We start from the raw sequence: 13,204 nt of genomic DNA, 5'->3' as shown, positions 1-13,204 counted from the left end.
CGCCGCCGAACTTCTTGGCCAGCACCGTGGCGATGGCCGCCGTCAGCGTCGTCTTGCCATGATCCACGTGACCGATCGTGCCCACGTTCACGTGGGGCTTGGTACGTTCAAACTTACCTTTTGCCATTTTCAAACTCCAAAAGAGCAATGCCTGTGTGAGGGTTTAACGTCTGCATCAGGTTGCTGGTTCAGCCCGCACAGAGCAACGGGACGGCACCGGATCGCAGATTGCAAGAAACTTGCTACAAACATAAGAGCTGCTTTCGCTTGTCAGATAAGCGTCAGCAGCTCTTTTGACTTACATGCTCACCTTACTTGGCGCGGGCGGCGACGATGGCCTCGGCCACGTTGCGCGGAGCTTCAGCGTAGTGCTTGAACTCCATCGTGTACGTGGCACGACCTTGCGTCATCGAGCGCAGCTGCGTGGCGTAGCCGAACATTTCAGACAGCGGCACCTCGGCCTTGATGGCCTTGCCACCGCCGACCATGTCATCCATGCCCTGCACCATGCCACGGCGGCTGGACAGGTCACCCATCACCGTGCCGGCGTAGTCTTCAGGCGTTTCGACTTCCACAGCCATCATGGGCTCGAGGATCACGGGGTTGGCCTTGCGGGCCGCTTCCTTGAAACCGAAGATGGCGGCCATCTTGAACGCCTGCTCGGACGAGTCCACGTCGTGGTACGAACCGAAGGTCAGACGCACCTTGACGTCCACCACCGGGTAGCCCGCCAGCACGCCGCTGGTCAGGGCTTCGATCACGCCCTTCTCGACTGCGGGGATGTACTCGCGCGGCACCACGCCGCCCTTGATTTCATCAACGAACTCGAAGCCCTTGCCGGCCTCTTGCGGCTCCAGCGTGAACACCACGTGGCCATACTGACCCTTACCGCCGGACTGACGCACGAACTTGCCGTCCACATCGGTGACCGTCTTGCGCACGGTTTCGCGGTAGGCCACCTGGGGCTTGCCCACGTTGGCTTCCACGTTGAACTCGCGCTTCATGCGGTCCACGATGATTTCCAGGTGCAGCTCGCCCATGCCGGCGATGATGGTCTGGCCGGATTCTTCGTCAGTGCGCACGCGGAAGGACGGGTCTTCGGACGCCAGACGCGACAGGGCGATGCCCATCTTTTCCTGGTCGGCCTTGGACTTGGGCTCCACGGCCTGCGCAATCACGGGCTCGGGGAATATCATCTTTTCCAGCACGATGGGCGCATCGTTGTCGCACAGCGTGTCGCCGGTGGTCACGTCCTTCAGGCCCACGCAGGCGGCGATGTCACCGGCACGGATTTCTTCGATTTCCTGGCGCTCATTGGCGTGCATCTGCACGATACGGCCAATACGCTCCTTCTTGCCCTTGACGGCGTTGAACACGGTGTCGCCCTTGGTCAGAACGCCCGAGTACACGCGCACAAAGGTCAGCTGACCCACGAACGGGTCGGTCATCAGCTTGAACGCCAGGGCGGAGAACTTCTCGTTGTCGTCGGCCTTGCGCGACAGCTTCTTCTCTTCGTCGTCGGGGTCGGTGCCGGCCACGTCAGGGATGTCCACTGGCGAGGGCAGGAAGTCAAGCACGGCGTCCAGCATGCGCTGCACACCCTTGTTCTTGAAGGCTGAGCCACACAGCATGGGCTGGATTTCGGTGGCAATGGTGCGCTGACGCAGACCGGCGATGATCTCGGCTTCGGACAAGTCACCCTCTTCCAGGTACTTGTTCATCAGGTCTTCGCTGGCTTCGGCGGCAGCTTCGACCATGTTCTCGCGCCACTTCTTGCAGGTTTCTGCCAGCTCTGCGGGGATGTCGGCGTATTCGAACTTCATGCCCTGCGAGGCTTCGTCCCAAATGACGGCCTTCATCTTCAGCAGGTCAACCACGCCCTGGAAGCCGTCTTCTGCGCCGATCGGCACCACGACGGGCACTGGATTGGCCTTCAGGCGCAGCTTCATCTGATCGTAGACCTTGAAGAAGTTGGCACCGGTGCGGTCCATCTTGTTCACAAAGGCCAGGCGCGGCACCTTGTGCTTGTTGGCCTGGCGCCATACGGTTTCGGACTGGGGCTGCACGCCACCCACGGCGCAATACACCATCACGGCGCCGTCCAGCACACGCATGGAGCGCTCCACTTCGATGGTGAAGTCCACGTGGCCGGGGGTGTCGATGATGTTGATGCGGTGCTCAGGGCGGGACAGGTCCATGCCCTTCCAGAAGCAGGTCACGGCAGACGAGGTGATCGTGATGCCGCGCTCTTGCTCCTGCTCCATCCAGTCGGTGGTGGCTGCGCCGTCGTGCACTTCACCCAGCTTGTGGGTCACGCCCGTATAGAAAAGGATACGCTCGGACGTCGTGGTTTTACCGGCGTCGATGTGGGCAGAGATACCGATATTGCGGTAACGCTCGAGGGGTGTTTTGCGAGCCATGATGAATCCTAAGTTGATCGCTTTTGGAGATCCGATCGCGCATTTGATGCGTGCGCGATCCGAGTTAACTGGGCCTCAATCAACATAAGGCCGCCACGTGGACAACACGCTGGCGGCCTTTATGGTGCACCGAGGTGAACCCTTGATGACTTCCGGTTGATTAGAAGCGGAAGTGGCTGAACGCCTTGTTGGCTTCGGCCATGCGGTGCACTTCGTCACGGCGCTTCATCGCGCCGCCACGGCCTTCGGTGGCCTCCATCAGTTCGTTGGCCAGGCGCTGTGCCATGGATTTCTCACCACGCTTGCGGGCGGCTTCCTTGATCCAGCGCATCGACAGCGCCAGCCGACGCACGGGACGCACTTCCACGGGCACCTGGTAGTTGGCGCCACCCACGCGGCGGGACTTCACTTCCACCATGGGCTTGACGTTGTTGATCGCCGTGACGAACACCTCCAGGGCATCCTTCTCGGGCTGCTTCTTCTCGATCAGCTCCAGGGCGCCGTAAATGATGCGCTCTGCAACTGCCTTCTTGCCGCCTTCCATGATCACGTTCATGAATTTGGACAGCTCTACATTGCCGAACTTGGGATCCGGCAGGATTTCACGTTTGGGGACTTCGCGACGACGTGGCATTTTTTACCTCTATCTTTGCTTCAGTTGGTGTCTTTTCAGGCACCGCGAGAGCCATTCAGGACTCCCACTTACTCGACCCACGCAAGACATTTGCGCTTGGGGTCACTACGTTTGACCGCGCCAGTCAGGCGAATCAAACACCGATTGTTTTCAAGCCTGGGCTGATTACTTGGCCTTGGGCTTCTTGGCGCCGTACTTGGAACGGGCCTGCTTACGGTCCTTGACGCCTTGCAGGTCAAGAGAGCCGCGCACGATGTGGTAACGCACACCGGGCAAGTCCTTCACACGACCGCCACGCACCAGCACCACGCTGTGCTCTTGCAGGTTGTGGCCTTCACCGCCGATGTACGAGATGACCTCGAAACCGTTGGTCAGGCGCACCTTGGCCACCTTACGCAGAGCGGAGTTAGGCTTCTTGGGCGTCGTGGTGTACACACGGGTGCACACGCCGCGGCGCTGGGGGCAGTTTTCCATGGCAGGGCTTTTGGATTTGACAACTTCGACCGTGCGGCCCTGGCGCACGAGTTGGCTGATGGTTGGCATGAATACGTCCCTAAACGTGAAATGCTATGAAAGCGAAAACGTGAAACCCTTCGGAAATTCCGAAAAGCCTTCTAATGTACCAGCTTGGGCGATGCCGGGCAACGCACCAGCATCGAAACCCTGACCCGCCGCGGGGAGTGCACCCCGCGCGCTTACTTGATCCACAGACGGATGGCATCCCAGGCTCGGCCGAAGATGCCCGCCTGCCCCACGTCCTCCAGCGCCACCAAAGGCACCTCGGCCACTTGCGCATCGCCCACCTTGACCTTCAACGTGCCAATGGACTGGCCCTTGGTGAAGGGCGCGATCAGCGGATCCTGGCGCACGACCTCGGTGCTGATCTTGCCGGCGCTGCCCGAAGGCAAGGTGATCACGATGGCTTCGGGGCGGCCGATCTTGAGGGTGCGTTGCGTGCCCTTCCACACCGCAGGCGTTGCAGCGGCCTGGCCGGCATCGAACAGCTTCACGGAATCGAACGCCGTGTAGCCCCAGTTCAGCAGCTTCTGGCTTTCATTGGCGCGCGCATTCTCGCTGGCGGCTCCCAGCACGATGGACAGCAGGCGACGCTGGCCGACGTTGGGGAACTCGCGCTTGGACGTGGCGACCAGGCAATAACCCGCCGCGGCCGTATGGCCGGTCTTCAGACCATCCACCGTGGGGTCACGGAACAGCAGCATGTTGCGGTTGGTGCTGTTGGATGCGGGCGTGCCTTCATAGCGGTACTGCTTGGTGGCGTAGTAATGCATGTGCTCCGGAAAGTCCTGCATCAGCCGGGTGGCCAGGGTGGCCAGGTCGCGAGCGGTGGTGGTGTGACCGGGCTCGGTCAGTCCCTCGGGGTTTTTGTACTGCGTGCCCGACATGCCCAGGGCCTTGGCCTGCTCGTTCATCAGGCGCACGAAGTTTTCCACCGTTCCACCCACGCCTTCGGCCAGGGCCACGGTGGCGTCGTTGCCCGACTGCACGATCATGCCCTTGAGCAGGTCATCCACCGGCACCTGCATCTTGGGGTCGATGAACATGCGCGAGCCGGGCATCTTCCAGGCCCGCTCGCTCACGGGCAGGCGCTGTTCCAGCGTGATCTTCTTGGCGCGCAGCGCGTCGAAGACCAGGTAGCCGGTCATGAGCTTGGTGAGCGACGCCTGCTCCACCGGCGCATCGATGTCCTTGGCGGCCAGCACCTGACCCGCCGTCACATCCACCAGCAGGTAGTTGCGGGCGGCGATCTCGGGGGGCTGCGGCATCTGCGCCCAGAGGATGGCAGGGGCCATCAGGGCGGCGCAGGCAAGGGCTCGAAGGGAGGACAGCAAAGGCTTCATGGTGGGTATTGGGGCTCAAAAAAGAAGAAATCAAAAGACAACCGGCCGCGAAGGCCGGGAAGACAGGCCTGGCACCGCGCCGTCAGGTCGCGGACTGCAGGTGGCGCATGACCAAGCCTTTGAGCAGCGGCAATTGTCCGTGAAAGAAATGCCCGCCCGCGGGCACAACCGTAACCGGCAGTGTCTGAGGCCGCGCCCAGTCCATCACGGCGGACAGGGGCACGGTGTCGTCGTGCTCGCCATGCACGACCAGGGTGCGCAGGTGCGCCTCGGGCGGCACCGGCGCCACCGTGAAACGGCTGGCCGCCGTACCCACCAGCACCACCTGATCCACCTGCCGCTCACCCCACAGGCGCGCCAGCGCATGGCTGGCGACGAAAGCGCCAAAGGAAAAACCCGCCAGGGCGATGGGCATGGCGTTCGGGCCGCCCGGCGCCACCTGTTGCACCACGGCGAGCATGTCGTCGAGTTCGCCGCGCCCTTCGTCGTGCGTGCCGGCCGTCCCGCCAACGCCGCGGAAGTTGAAGCGCACAGCCGTCCAGCCGCACGCCACGAAGGCGCGCGCCAGGGTTTGCACCACTTTGTTGTCCATGGTGCCGCCAAACAGCGGGTGGGGATGGGCGATCACCGCCACGCCACGCGGCGCGGCGGCGCCGGCAGCTGCATCGCGGGCGGCCTCGATGGCGCCTACTGCGCCCGAGAGCGTCAGGCGTTCGGTCCTGGGAGTCACGTTGCTATCCAATCAATAGCTGCTCGCGCTTGGTTTATCTGCGCTGCAGCCCAAAAACACTACAAGCAGGATAGAGAGCGCAAATCAGCGTCCAAGTTCCGGCGGCGTGAGCAGGCGCTCGACCACCACGCCGTTCTTGAGGTGCGACTCCACGATCTCGTCGATGTCGCTCTCGTCCACGTAGGTGTACCAGGTGCCCTCGGGATAGACCACGGCGATGGGGCCGCCCGCGCAGCGGTCCAGGCAACCGGCCTTGTTCACGCGCACCTTGCCGGGGCCCATCAGGCCCTGCTGCTTGACCAGCATCTTGCAGCGGTCAAAAGCCTGCTGGGCGCCGTGGTGGGCGCAGCAGTTTTCGCCGTTCGTGCGCTCGTTCAGGCAAAAGAAGATGTGGCGCTGGTAGTAGTGGGAGTTGGTGTCGCTCATGGCAGGATTCTAGGAGTCGCCATCGCGCCGGGACACCCGCAGCACCACATACACGATTGCCGCGTAGGGCCAGAGCCAGCCCAGCCACTGCCCCAGACCGTAAAAACGGATGAAGCGCCCCTGCTCCCACGCCTGCAGCGTCTGCGCAAAATAGGCGCTGGTGGGCGCCTGGTTGAGCAGGTTCAGATGCAGCATGAGCACCAGCAGCAACAGCGCTGCGCAAACGCGCCGCGGCACGGCCACCAGCGTCAGCGCCACCGCCAGGCCAACCAGGATGCCCATGCGGGTTGGCAGCGTGAGCCAGTCCCAGGCGTGCGCCGGGCCGTAGCTCAGCAGGGCCGACAGCGCAGTCGCCACCACGCCCACGCCCGCCAGCGCCAGCGCAAACGCCACGCGCCGCCCGGCGTGCCGCATCACGCAATAAGCCAGCAGACAGGGGATCAGCAGTCCCAGCGCCACGGCCATGACCTCGGCGCCGGGCGACAGCGGCACCAAAGGTGCGTCGCGCACCGGCAGCCACTGCAGGAAAGGCGTGTCCTGCAGCAATTCGACGAGTGCCGCCTCCAGCCGCTCCCATACCTGCCCCAGCCCGAAGGGCAGCGCCGCAGGAAACAGCAGTGCCCAGGGCCACAGCGCCAGCAGCACCAACGCACCACGGGCCTGGGGCTCGAACCAGCGCTCGCGAAACCGGCTCCAGTGCGCGACCGCGCCCCAGCGCTCCAGCAGCGCAGCCGCCAGCGCGCCCAGCAGGGTACCCGCGGCGTTCAGCAGCAAGTCCATGTTGGACGGCACCCGCCCCGGCAGAAAAATCTGCAGGTACTCCATGCACAGCGACAGCAGCGTCCCCGCCAGCGTGGCCAGCAGCGTCATCAGCGCGGCTGCGCGCGGCCAGCCCGAGCGCAACCCCGCCAGGGCCAGCAAAAAACCCAGCGGTGCATAGCCCACCAGGTTCACGCCGACGTCAAATCGAGACCAGTAAGGCGGCGGAATGGGTGCCGACAGAAACACCCATGGCGCAATCCCTTGCCCGCGCCAGCCCTCGAACGGAAACAGGCTGGCAAAAACAATCAGCGCCGTATAGGTGAGCGCCAAGGGCCAGGCCGATGTCTTGTGCATGCCGCACGCGGCGCCGTCAGAACGGCTTGACCACCACCAGCACCACGGCCACCAGCAGCAGCAGCACCGGCACCTCGTTGAACCAGCGGAACCAGCGGTGGCTGTGCTGGTCGCTATTGGCTGCCAGGCGGCGCAGCAGCACGGCGCAGGCATGGTGATAGCCCACCACCAGCAGCACCACGGTCAGCTTGGCGTGCATCCAGCCATTGCCCGGCCCTGTGAGGCCGATGCCATAGCCCAGCCACAGCCACAGCCCCAGCACGATTGCGGGCACGGACAACAGCGTGGTGAAGCGCAGCAGCTTGCGCGCCATCAGCAGCAGGCGCTCGCGCTCGGCCACCGAGCCCGGCGCCACCATCGCCAGGTTGACGAAGATGCGCGGCAGGTAGAAAAGTCCAGCAAACCAGCTGGCGACGAAGACGATGTGAAAGGCTTTGACCCAGAGCATGGGCGCAGTGTAGTGGGCAAGCGCTGCCGGGGCTGCGCGCGCCCGCAGGCTGCACGCAGCCGCCAGGCAAAACGGCTGCGGGCCGCCGTGCCCGCGCAAGGCTGGCCCGCGTCGATGTGTCGCACAATTTGGGCCATGCATCTATCCAGCCCCACTCCATTTCCCGCCAACCGTCCGCGCCGCCTGCGCCGCGACGCGTTCACCCGCAATCTGGTGCGCGAGACCGTTCTCACGCCGCACGACTTCATCTACCCGGTGTTCGTGCACGAGGGCGCCAACCTGCGCGTGCCCGTGGCCTCCATGCCCGGCGTGGAGCGTCTGAGCCTGGATCTGCTGCTGCCGGTGGCCGAGGAATGCGTGCGCCTGGGCATTCCGGTGATGGCGCTGTTTCCCTCCATCGACGGCGCGCTCAAGACGCCCGACGGCAAGGAGGCGCTGAACCCCGACGGCCTGATCCCGCGCGTGGTGCAAACCCTCAAGAAAGAATTCCCAGACCTGGGCGTGATGACCGACGTGGCCCTGGACCCCTACACCAGCCACGGCCAGGACGGGCTGCTGGACGACACCGGCTACATCCTCAACGACGAAACCGTGGAGCTGCTGGTGGGCCAGGCCCTCACCCATGCCCAGGCTGGCGTGGACATGGTCGCGCCCAGCGACATGATGGACGGGCGCATCGGCGCCATCCGCGACGCGCTGGAGGCCCATGGCCACATCCACACGCGCATCATGGCCTACAGCGCCAAGTACGCCAGCGCCTTCTACGGGCCGTTTCGCGACGCGGTGGGCTCGGCCGCCAACCTGGGGCGCAGCAACAAGAACGTTTACCAGATGGACCCGGCCAACACCGACGAGGCGCTGCGCGAGGTGGCGCTGGACCTGGCCGAAGGCGCCGACATGGTCATGGTCAAGCCCGGCATGCCCTACCTGGACGTGGTGCGCCGCGTGAAGGACGAATTCCGCGTGCCCACCTTCGCCTACCAGGTCAGCGGCGAATACGCCATGCTCAAGGCTGCCGCCGCCAACGGCTGGCTGGATCACGACAAGGTAATGATGGAATCACTGCTGGCCTTCAAGCGCGCGGGCGCCGACGGCGTGCTGACCTACTTCGCGCTGGATGCTGCCCGGTTGCTCACAAAATAAGAGCTGTTAGCGCTTGATATGCAAGGGCCAGAGGCAGATTTGACCCAAAACGCGCAGCCCATCCGCGTCTTTCACCTGCAGCCCGGCGCCCGCGCGCAAGAGCTGCCCGCGCTGCCCGCGCAGCCGCCGGCGCGGGGTTTTTACTGGGTTGCCTGCACGCGCACCGCCTTCGGCGCCGAACTGGCGCAGCTGCAGGCCGTGCTGCAGGCGCTCACCGGCCAGCATCTGGTGGATCTGCACGCTGCCGACCTGCTCAATGCGCAGCTGCCCTCGCACTACGACTACACCTCGCAGTACGACATGCTGGTGGTGCGCCGCCTGGGCACCTCGCAGGCCCCCGCTGCGGCACCGATCACCCCGGCCGCGCCGCGCGGCGGCCCGCCGGTGCTGCGGCGCATCGACACCAGCCCGGTGGGTTTTGTGGTGTTCGACCAGCTGCTGCTGTCGGTGCACCCAGACGACTGCGCGGTGCGCGACGCCTACGCGGCGCGCCTCATGGACCCGCCGGCGGCCCCTGCAAAGCCTGCAGAACCCGCGCCGCCATCGGCAGATGCCGCGGCAGCCGAGCCGCGCAACAGCCACTCGGTAGGCACCCGTCAGCCCGCCAGCCCGGCCGACCTGATGCTGCGCATGGTCAACCAGATCGTGGACAACTACCTGGACCTGCGCCGCGAGCTGTCGCGCCAGCTGGATCACTGGCAGAGCGAGCTGCTCAAGCCCCGCACGCGCTTCATCAACTGGAACGCGCTGCTGCACGCCCGCCGCACCCTGCACCAGCTGGACGAAATCTGCGAAGACCAGCGCGCCGCCCTGCAGGCCTGGTGCGCCATGCTGGAGACCTGGGCGCCGCCCGCCGACACCCCCGCGGCCCTGCGCGAGCTGGACCTGCTCAAGGTGCGCAGCCGCGACGTGCTGGAGCACATCGAGCGCGTGGCGCACCACGTGCGCCGGCTGGAGCAAAGCACCGAAGCCAGCGTGCAGATGCATTTTTCGGTGCAAAGCCATCGCACCAACGACATCATGCGCACGCTCACCGCGCTCACCGCCGTGTTTTTGCCGCTGAACCTGATCGCCGGCATCTTCGGCATGAACTTCGAGTTTCTGCCCCTGGTGCACACCCAGGGCGGTTTCTGGTGGGCCGTGGGCACCATGACCGTCACCGCCGTGAGCCTGACGCTGTTCTTCTGGCGCAAGCGCTACCTGGCGCGCACCGGGCGCGGGTGATTTTTGCTATTAAATAAATAGCTTCTTGCGCAAGCAGAACATGGATTCACGGTCAATTTGACCGCAAATCAACCCACATGCTGCGCCAGAAAAGCCAGTGAACGCTCGCGGGCGGTGCGGGCGGCGGCTTCGTCGTAGCTGGCGCGCTGGTCGCAGTTGAAGCCGTGATCCGCGTCGTACACATGCACCTGCGCCGTGGGGTGCGCGCGCGCAAAGGCCTGCACGCCATCCAGGGCGATCCAGTGGTCGCGCTGGCCAAAATGCGCCAGCACCGGCACGCGCGGCTGACGGGCCATCTCGGCAGGAGTGGTCATGCCACCGCCGTAGTAGCAGATGGCGGCGGACAGCCCGTCCAGCAGGCAGGCGGCGCGCCAGGCCAGCAGGCCGCCCCAGCAAAAGCCGAGCACGCCCACCTTGCAGCCGCTGTGGCGCACGGCGTAGTCCACGGCGGCCTGGATGTCGGACAGCACGCCGGGCGCGGGCAACCCCTCCACAGCAGCCTTGAGCGCCATGCCGGTCTGCATGTCGCCCGCGCTGTAGCCCAGATCCACCTCCTTTTGCACGCGTGCAAAGGTGGACGGCGCCACCGCCAGGTAGCCGCGCGCGGCAAACCGGTCGGCGATCGCCCGGATATGGGCGTTGACGCCAAAAATCTCCTGCAGCACGACCACCGCACCGCGGGGCGCGCCATCGGTGCGCGCCACCCAGGCGGGCAGCTCGAAGCCGTCGCTGGATGTCAGATCAACCCACTGTCCCATGCTGTGATCTCCCGCCGGCCTGGACCGGAAAGCGGCGCCCCCAGTGGGCGCAAACCTGTTCCAATGCGCCATTCTTGCAGGAGTCAAGCGTTCATGGCGAAGATTGTTCTACCCACCCCCGAAGGCGGCCGGCGCCCTGGCGCGGCCACGGCCACAAGCAAGGCGGGGAGCCGTTCATGGACCTGAAGCCGCTCATCACGCTGCTGGCCATCGTGAACCCGCTGGCCATCGTGCCGTTTTTCATTCATTACACCAACGGCTTCAGCGCCGCGCAGCGCCGGCGCACGGTGCAGGTGGCGGCGTTCAGCACGTTCTGCGTGATTGCGGCCTGCGCGCTCATCGGCCTGCAAGTGCTGGATTTTTTCAACATCTCGCTGCAAAGCTTTCAGGTGGGCGGCGGCATGCTGCTGCTGATCAGCGCCATGAACATGCTGAACGCCCAGCCGGCCGAGGCCAAGCCCCACACCCACGAACTGGAAGAAGGCGCCGAGAAAGCGGCCGCGGGCAGCAGCATTGCCGTGGTGCCGCTGACCATTCCGCTGCTGACCGGGCCGGCGGCCATGTCCACCGTGGTGATCTATGCCGACCGCGCACAGTCGGTCTGGCAGCACCTGTCGCTGGTGGGCTACGGCGTGGTGGTGGGCGCGGCCACGGCGCTGTGCTTTGCGCTGGCCGAGCCCATCGAGCGCGCGCTGGGCAAGACGGGCATCAACGTGATGACGCGGCTGATGGGCCTGATCCTGGCCGCCCTGGCCGTCGAAGTGATGGCCGACGGGCTGAGCAAGCTGTTTCCCATCCTGGCAACGCGCTGAGCTGCGCCGCACGTGCCTTTGCGCGCAAGCGCGTCTGATTGGCAAGCGCGCCGCCCCGATGCGTGGGCGCCTTCCCGGGCCTTTTCGACCTGGCTCAAACCCGGGCACGCCGCGCCTTGCGCGGGCGCTTTCACCGCGAGCTGTTCCAGATGCGCCAACGCGGGCGCAGCGGGCGGTACAGCGCAGCCTCCCGCGGGCCCCGATGGATCTACCGAATTGCTATCAAACAAATAGCTTTCAGCGCTTATGAGACAAGCGCTGGAGGCTTTTTTTATCTAAACCCTCAAACCACGGCGGCAGGCGCGGGCACCTCGTCATCGCCCGTCGAGCAGGCCCCGCCGCAGCCGTAGATCAAGTCTGCGGGCAGCGCCTGGGGCGCCCGCATGGTGCCGGTGGCGGGGTCAAAGCCCACGCGGCGCAGGTGCTGGGCCAGGGCGGCGTCCATGGCGTCGGTGTGCTGGGGGAACCACACGGTCAGCTCGGCGGCCATGTCGCGCAGCACCTGCAGCTCGCCCTTGCGGGCGCGGTCGGCACCCTCGCGCATGATTTGCAGCACCACCTTGTGCTGCATGCTGTGGCAGTTGCCCGCGGCAAAGCGCGTGGCCTGCATCCAGCGGTCTTCCTGTCCAAAGTGGGCGTCGGTGTGATCCACCAGCGTCTGCCAGGCGGCTATCAGCTGCGCGTCATCGGCGCTGTCCACGGCTTGCAGCAGCGCCACAAACTCCTGGTGGGTGTTGTCCATCTGCGGCAGATCGAGCAGCAGTTCATCGGACCATTGCAGTGCAGGCATTGCGGGGCTCCTTGCGTTCATGCGGGATGCGGGTGTCAAGCCCGCGCGAGCTTAGGAAGTTTGGCCCCGTCCGGTTTTGACGCAGGTCAGCACAGCCTCGGACGGGCTGGCGCCACAGCACGAAAGGCTTAACGCCCCTGTTGCTGCACCCACTGGGCCAGTTCGTCAGCGACCTGCGCGGCGGCTGCGGCCAGGGCCTGCGCGCCGCCCGCGGCGTCGGGCGTGGCGGCCGGGCGTTGGGCGCTGAACACGCGCTGTGCGACCAGGGTCTCGCCCGCGGCGCCGGCGTCGCCCAGCACGGCGCGCACGCGCACCAGGCCGGTGCTGGTGTCGGGCGCGCTGAACACCTGGCTGAACTCCTCCAGCTGCACGCGCAGCACACCGGGCAGGCGGCCCTGGCCCAGTTGCAGGGCCAGGCCATCGTCGCCCGACAGCACCACACGGCGCTGGCCCAGGCGCTCGCGCAGCGCCTGCTGCAGCAGGGCCGCGGGCGGCTGGCTCCAGCGCGCCTGGCCGTAGGTGCGCAGCTGCTGCGCGTTGGCGTAGGCCAGGCGGTACAACAGGGCAGAGCTGCCCTCGGGCAGGCCGGTGGTGCCCACGTCGGCCAGCGCCAGGGGGGGCAGCGCCGCGGCCTGCGTGGCTGGGGCGTTTGCGATGGCGGCAGCGGCCGGCATGGTGCCGGGGCCGAAGTCGTACACGTCGGCGCGCGGGGGCGGCGCAGGCAGTGCCGAGCAGCCCGCCACGGCCAAGGCAGCAGCAATCAAGCCAAAAGTGGTTGTAACCCTTGTATTACAAACGCTGGCAGCTATGTTTTTGATAGTTTTCATGCAGAACTCCGGGGGCA

15 protein-coding genes are annotated in these 13,204 nt (G+C 65.5%); 3 read left to right on the top strand and 12 right to left on the bottom strand.

Features of this window, described 5'->3' with window-relative positions:
• From AB7E35_RS12555 to AB7E35_RS12515, 9 genes are all read right to left on the bottom strand, one after another.
• Positions 1-127: GTP-binding protein (locus AB7E35_RS12555; protein ID WP_344869949.1), on the bottom strand; the 127-nt coding region annotated here is incomplete at its 3' end.
• Positions 128-311: 184 nt separating this feature from the next.
• Positions 312-2,420 (bottom strand): elongation factor G, encoded by a 2,109-nt coding sequence (gene fusA / locus AB7E35_RS12550; RefSeq protein ID WP_428167660.1) that lies wholly within the window; start codon positions 2,418-2,420, stop codon positions 312-314.
• A gap of 160 nt (positions 2,421-2,580) precedes the next feature.
• Positions 2,581-3,054: a 30S ribosomal protein S7 gene (gene rpsG / locus AB7E35_RS12545; RefSeq protein ID WP_428163819.1), complete on the bottom strand. Its 474-nt coding sequence runs from the start codon at positions 3,052-3,054 to the stop codon at positions 2,581-2,583.
• 165 nt (positions 3,055-3,219) lie between these two features.
• Positions 3,220-3,597 (bottom strand): 30S ribosomal protein S12, encoded by a 378-nt coding sequence (rpsL, locus tag AB7E35_RS12540; protein WP_428163818.1) that lies wholly within the window; start codon positions 3,595-3,597, stop codon positions 3,220-3,222.
• Between the two features lie 152 nt (positions 3,598-3,749).
• Positions 3,750-4,913: a D-alanyl-D-alanine carboxypeptidase family protein gene (locus AB7E35_RS12535; RefSeq protein WP_428167659.1), complete on the bottom strand. Its 1,164-nt coding sequence runs from the start codon at positions 4,911-4,913 to the stop codon at positions 3,750-3,752.
• Between the two features lie 82 nt (positions 4,914-4,995).
• Complete coding sequence (locus tag AB7E35_RS12530; protein ID WP_428163816.1) at positions 4,996-5,643, bottom strand: alpha/beta hydrolase; 648 nt, start codon at positions 5,641-5,643, stop codon at positions 4,996-4,998.
• A gap of 84 nt (positions 5,644-5,727) precedes the next feature.
• Positions 5,728-6,069: a (2Fe-2S) ferredoxin domain-containing protein gene (locus tag AB7E35_RS12525; protein WP_428163815.1), complete on the bottom strand. Its 342-nt coding sequence runs from the start codon at positions 6,067-6,069 to the stop codon at positions 5,728-5,730.
• Positions 6,070-6,078: 9 nt separating this feature from the next.
• Complete coding sequence (locus tag AB7E35_RS12520) at positions 6,079-7,185, bottom strand: VanZ family protein (protein WP_428163814.1); 1,107 nt, start codon at positions 7,183-7,185, stop codon at positions 6,079-6,081.
• Positions 7,186-7,201: 16 nt separating this feature from the next.
• On the bottom strand, positions 7,202-7,633 hold the full coding sequence (locus AB7E35_RS12515) for a CopD family protein (protein WP_428163813.1): 432 nt from the start codon (positions 7,631-7,633) through the stop codon (positions 7,202-7,204).
• A 135-nt stretch (positions 7,634-7,768) separates the two neighbouring features.
• Between AB7E35_RS12515 and hemB the strand changes: the two genes are divergently transcribed.
• On the top strand, positions 7,769-8,776 hold the full coding sequence (gene hemB, locus AB7E35_RS12510; protein WP_428167658.1) for a porphobilinogen synthase: 1,008 nt from the start codon (positions 7,769-7,771) through the stop codon (positions 8,774-8,776).
• 18 nt (positions 8,777-8,794) lie between these two features.
• Positions 8,795-10,000, top strand: coding sequence for a magnesium transporter CorA family protein (locus AB7E35_RS12505; protein WP_428163811.1), 1,206 nt, complete (start codon positions 8,795-8,797; stop codon positions 9,998-10,000).
• 68 nt (positions 10,001-10,068) lie between these two features.
• On the opposite strand, the gene AB7E35_RS12500 is transcribed toward AB7E35_RS12505, so the two are convergent.
• On the bottom strand, positions 10,069-10,758 hold the full coding sequence (locus tag AB7E35_RS12500; RefSeq protein ID WP_428163810.1) for a dienelactone hydrolase family protein: 690 nt from the start codon (positions 10,756-10,758) through the stop codon (positions 10,069-10,071).
• A gap of 176 nt (positions 10,759-10,934) precedes the next feature.
• On the opposite strand from AB7E35_RS12500, the gene AB7E35_RS12495 reads away from it, so the two are divergent.
• The gene (locus AB7E35_RS12495; protein WP_428163809.1) at positions 10,935-11,570 is read left to right on the top strand and encodes a MarC family protein; all 636 of its coding nucleotides are present in this window, start codon (positions 10,935-10,937) and stop codon (positions 11,568-11,570) included.
• Between the two features lie 283 nt (positions 11,571-11,853).
• Here AB7E35_RS12495 and AB7E35_RS12490 read toward each other — a convergent pair whose 3' ends face one another.
• Both AB7E35_RS12490 and AB7E35_RS12485 read right to left on the bottom strand, forming a co-directional pair.
• On the bottom strand, positions 11,854-12,360 hold the full coding sequence (locus tag AB7E35_RS12490; RefSeq protein WP_428163808.1) for a hemerythrin domain-containing protein: 507 nt from the start codon (positions 12,358-12,360) through the stop codon (positions 11,854-11,856).
• Between the two features lie 128 nt (positions 12,361-12,488).
• Positions 12,489-13,187, bottom strand: a complete 699-nt coding sequence (locus AB7E35_RS12485; RefSeq protein ID WP_428163807.1) for an ABC-type transport auxiliary lipoprotein family protein — start codon at positions 13,185-13,187, stop codon at positions 12,489-12,491.
• Between the last annotated feature and the right edge of the window lie 17 nt (positions 13,188-13,204).

Origin of the sequence: Diaphorobacter sp., assembly GCF_050251835.1 — a bacterium.
GTDB lineage: Bacteria > Pseudomonadota > Gammaproteobacteria > Burkholderiales > Burkholderiaceae_C > JBFXIE01.
Note: the sequence above shows the minus strand (reverse complement) of the source record. Positions and strands in the feature narration are given on the sequence as shown.

Coding starts and splice junctions, on each gene's coding strand:
- fusA (WP_428167660.1), bottom strand. CDS start 2,420: ATGGCTCGCAAAACACCCCTCGAGCGTTACCGCAATATCGGTATCTCT.
- rpsG (WP_428163819.1), bottom strand. CDS start 3,054: ATGCCACGTCGTCGCGAAGTCCCCAAACGTGAAATCCTGCCGGATCCC.
- rpsL (WP_428163818.1), bottom strand. CDS start 3,597: ATGCCAACCATCAGCCAACTCGTGCGCCAGGGCCGCACGGTCGAAGTT.
- AB7E35_RS12535 (WP_428167659.1), bottom strand. CDS start 4,913: ATGAAGCCTTTGCTGTCCTCCCTTCGAGCCCTTGCCTGCGCCGCCCTG.
- AB7E35_RS12525 (WP_428163815.1), bottom strand. CDS start 6,069: ATGAGCGACACCAACTCCCACTACTACCAGCGCCACATCTTCTTTTGC.
- AB7E35_RS12520 (WP_428163814.1), bottom strand. CDS start 7,185: ATGCACAAGACATCGGCCTGGCCCTTGGCGCTCACCTATACGGCGCTG.
- AB7E35_RS12515 (WP_428163813.1), bottom strand. CDS start 7,633: ATGCTCTGGGTCAAAGCCTTTCACATCGTCTTCGTCGCCAGCTGGTTT.
- hemB (WP_428167658.1), top strand. CDS start 7,769: ATGCATCTATCCAGCCCCACTCCATTTCCCGCCAACCGTCCGCGCCGC.
- AB7E35_RS12505 (WP_428163811.1), top strand. CDS start 8,795: ATGCAAGGGCCAGAGGCAGATTTGACCCAAAACGCGCAGCCCATCCGC.
- AB7E35_RS12500 (WP_428163810.1), bottom strand. CDS start 10,758: ATGGGACAGTGGGTTGATCTGACATCCAGCGACGGCTTCGAGCTGCCC.
- AB7E35_RS12495 (WP_428163809.1), top strand. CDS start 10,935: ATGGACCTGAAGCCGCTCATCACGCTGCTGGCCATCGTGAACCCGCTG.
- AB7E35_RS12490 (WP_428163808.1), bottom strand. CDS start 12,360: ATGCCTGCACTGCAATGGTCCGATGAACTGCTGCTCGATCTGCCGCAG.
- AB7E35_RS12485 (WP_428163807.1), bottom strand. CDS start 13,187: ATGAAAACTATCAAAAACATAGCTGCCAGCGTTTGTAATACAAGGGTT.